The 3,454-nt window shown below is 50.7% G+C and carries 5 protein-coding genes and 1 pseudogene; 1 reads left to right on the top strand and 5 read right to left on the bottom strand.

Annotated elements, in window-relative coordinates; genetic code table 11:
- The 5 genes and pseudogenes from IQ219_RS18160 to IQ219_RS18140 form a co-directional block, all read right to left on the bottom strand.
- A pseudogene (locus IQ219_RS18160) lies at positions 1-170 on the bottom strand (F0F1 ATP synthase subunit B); the annotation flags it as partial.
- 25 nt (positions 171-195) lie between these two features.
- Positions 196-627, bottom strand: coding sequence for a F0F1 ATP synthase subunit B' (locus IQ219_RS18155; protein ID WP_190598590.1), 432 nt, complete (start codon positions 625-627; stop codon positions 196-198).
- 116 nt (positions 628-743) lie between these two features.
- The gene (gene atpE / locus IQ219_RS18150; RefSeq protein ID WP_010871369.1) at positions 744-989 is read right to left on the bottom strand and encodes an ATP synthase F0 subunit C; all 246 of its coding nucleotides are present in this window, start codon (positions 987-989) and stop codon (positions 744-746) included.
- A gap of 193 nt (positions 990-1,182) precedes the next feature.
- Positions 1,183-2,013 carry a F0F1 ATP synthase subunit A gene (atpB, locus tag IQ219_RS18145; RefSeq protein ID WP_228017333.1) on the bottom strand — a complete coding sequence of 277 codons (831 nt, stop codon included), beginning with the start codon at positions 2,011-2,013 and terminating at the stop codon, positions 1,183-1,185.
- Positions 2,014-2,081: 68 nt separating this feature from the next.
- Entirely contained in the window at positions 2,082-2,588 is a 507-nt protein-coding gene (locus IQ219_RS18140) for an ATP synthase subunit I (protein ID WP_228017332.1), read from the bottom strand.
- 209 nt (positions 2,589-2,797) lie between these two features.
- Between IQ219_RS18140 and IQ219_RS18135 the strand changes: the two genes are divergently transcribed.
- The coding region (locus tag IQ219_RS18135; RefSeq protein WP_228017331.1) for a GTPase family protein at positions 2,798-3,454 on the top strand (657 nt) is incomplete at its 3' end.

Raw genomic sequence — 3,454 nt, 5'->3', positions numbered from 1 at the left:
CGGCGATCGCCAAGGATTTTACCCAAGGTTTTCGGCGCATAGTAAATAATAATTCCCAGCAAAATGGCCAGGTTAAAGAGGTTGGCTTCCAAAAAATCTAAATTGATTCCGAACCCCCCTTCCCCCGCCGCATGGGCTTCGGCCGCTAGGATGAACAAGGTATTAAGCATAATGGCAACTAAGTCTATAGGGCACTTATTTAATCAATTCAGGGCCTAACAATTTGTGCAAAATCTGATCACTCAGGGCCGCCACCTCCTGTTCCAAGGAACTCAGAGCCGACTGCCGTTGGGCCTCGATTTCCTGCGCCGCCGTTTCCTTCTGCCGTTGGGATTCCCGTTGGGCCTCCGCAATCTTTTCCGCCGCCAAACGCCTAGCTTCCGCTTGGGCATCGGCGATCACAGCCTGGGACTGCCGACGGGCATCGGTAATCTGTTGCTCATACTCCTGGGTAATCGCCTTGGCCTTGGCTAACCGCTCCCGGGCATCCTCTTCATTGGTGCGAATGTAATCAGCCCGTTCATCCAAAACCTTATTCATTGGCTTGTAGAAAATGGCATTGAGCAGGAACGCGAGAACCACGAACTGCAATGCCATCAGGGGCAGGGTGGCATCAAAATCAAACATTGTTTTACAAAAACTAGGTCAGGGATTAGCGGAATAATCCCCACAAACCCAACGAATAGCGGATTAGCGGGGTGAGGAGACGCGATCAACTCACGTCTCGGGCTACGAATCCGTCCTTACGCGAAGGGGTTGGCGAACAACAATACGAGGGCGATAACCAGACCGTAAATTGTCAAGGATTCCATGAATGCCAGGGTCAACAGCAAAGTACCCCGAATTTTTCCTTCAGCTTCGGGTTGGCGAGCAATACCGGACACGGCTTGGCCAGAAGCATTACCTTGACCAATACCAGGACCGATCGCCCCTAAACCAACAGCAAGGGCAGCGGCAATGACAGAAGCGGCAGCAACGGTAGAATCCATAATTTTTTTCCTTTTAGCTAACAAAACGACAGTAAAGTTTAGGATTTTCGGAGTAAATTTCCACCAGATTAAAAACAGACCTGGGGAAACGGACAACTCCTGGGGTGAGCATGGGCCCAGGCAAGCATCGGGCAGGGCAGGTCAACCGCAAGGGGTTAAACTACCATGGCCGCAGATATCTTACACCGGAGGGCTAATGCTCCTCACCTTCAGACTCGATCGCCTCATGGATATAGGCTCCGGCTAAAGTGGCAAACACCAAGGCTTGGATCGCACTGGTGAATAAACCCAATGCCATCAGGGGTAAAGGTACAAGTAAAGGCACAAGCAGTACAAGCACTGCCACCACCAACTCGTCCGCAAGGATGTTACCAAATAAACGGAAGCTCAGGGAAAGGGGCTTAGTGAAGTCTTCTAAAATCTTGATGGGTAAAAGAACGGGAATGGGTTGCACATAGTTGGCGAAATACCCCAACCCCTTCTTCCTGAGACCTGCATAGAAGTAGGCCAAGGAGGTAAGCAACGCCAGGGCAACAGTTGTATTGATATCGTTGGTGGGGGCCGCCAATTCTGCTCCATCGGGGATGTGAATTAGCTTCCAGGGTAATAGGGCCCCGGACCAGTTAGATACAAAAATAAACAGAAACAATGTGCCGATAAACGGTAGCCAAGGGCGGTATTCCTTTTCCCCCAGTTGGTTCCGTGCCAGATCCCGGAGGAACTCCAGCACATATTCCATGAGGTTTTGGATGCCGCTGGGAACCCGTTGCACATTTCGCGTAGCCGCGAGGGAAGCAATTACCAGCAATAAAATGACAAACCAAGAGGTTGCAAATGTTTGCCCGTGTAATTTGAGGTTCCCAATTTCCCAATACCACTGCTGACCCACTTCCAGGGCAGCTAGAGGAAACAAATTTAAAACACTCAAACCAGCTAACATTGTTATTCGGTGAGATTGACGGGGTAAAGAGGAAAGCTGTTGGCACGCAACAAACCTTAGCAACCAGGAAAGGCTCCCTTGCATAAACTAGGAGATACTACCCCGGAACTAAGCTAGTCCATAGCCCAGACCTTTCTTCAACCTCTCATCATCTAATCCGCTGTGGGCGTAAACACGCTTTGCAGCATATAGAAAATGATCGCAGCTTTATAGGTTAGGAATCCCAGAAAAATAGGTAAAACCTCGAGGCTTTCCCTTTGGGTGGCGATGATGATCAGCCCAACAAAAACTGCTAAACCTTTCACCCCAGCCCGCCCAGACTGGGTTCCGATCCTTTCCACATCTTTTGCCAATAGCTTGAGATATATCAGTCCCACCAGTGCTCCGAGCAAATAATTTAAAGCTATATTGAGGGAATAGGCCCAGACAACACAGACAAAAATTATTGCCGTAGCCACCAGGGTCCAGGTCAACAACTGCCGTTGCAACCGGTAAAAGTCAGCCATTCCGTTATCCACTACCGTTTCCGCTTCCATAAGCTTCGGGGCAGGGGCACTGGGGAAATTTTGACCCTCGGACGATGGAGTTGGCGGTGTCACACTCTGACTACTAGCAAGGTGAGAAATGGAGTTTGGGCAACGGTCTTCCTTGGTAATCAAGGACCACCTACCCTAAGCCAGAAGCGATCATATCACGCTGTCGCAACCGATTCTTAGTTTTTTGTTTTTTGTCTAGACCCCTAGCAAGGACGGCAATCCCCCTGGCGATCGCCGCAGAAAATTGCCAAGATCACCTAGGTAGCTGATTCTGGCCGTTGTCCGAGGCCCGTCAGTTCCCCCATCCTGTGTAGCATTTTTCCCCAGCGGCCATGGTTCTTCCCCCCAATTCTCCCCAGCCCGAGGTCAACGAAGCCGAAAACCCAGACAAAATTGACCAGGAAATTATTACCCATCCCAATCACCCCCTAGCTCCGTCCGACCAAGCAGAGCAAACTTGGCCAATTCATACATGGTGGCAAAACACCCGTCAGCATCTGCAAAACCTCCTGCCCCTGGAGTATTTGAAAAAAAAGCTCCTAGACCGCCTCTGGGTGGATGAAGCCGAAATTGCCGACATCTTGGCCCAGTTGCGTCAGGAACTGCCCACCACGGAAGCCTTGCTCATCGGTAAACCCCAATCCGGGAAAAGCTCTTTGGTAAGGGGATTAACCGGGGCCTCCGCTGCCATAGTCGGCCAAGGTTTCCAGCCCCACACCCAAAACACCGCCCGCTATGCCTATCCTTCGCCAGACCTTCCCCTGTTAATTTTCACCGACACCGTTGGTTTGGGGGATTTGGGCCACGACACCCAATCTTTAATTGAAGAGCTCAAGACCGAACTGGCCGACCCGCAGGAGGTTAATCCAGCGGCGAAAATTTTACTGCTTACTGTCAAAATTACCGATTTTGCCACCGACACCCTCCGGCAAATTATTGAGGATTTAAAAACCGCCTATCCCCAAATTCCCTGCCTGTTGGTGGTGACC

This window comes from Synechocystis sp. LEGE 06083 (assembly GCF_015207725.1).
Lineage (GTDB): Bacteria > Cyanobacteriota > Cyanobacteriia > Cyanobacteriales > Microcystaceae > Synechocystis > Synechocystis salina.
The sequence above is the reverse complement of the archived record's forward strand: the minus strand, read 5'-3'. Positions and strand labels throughout refer to the sequence as shown.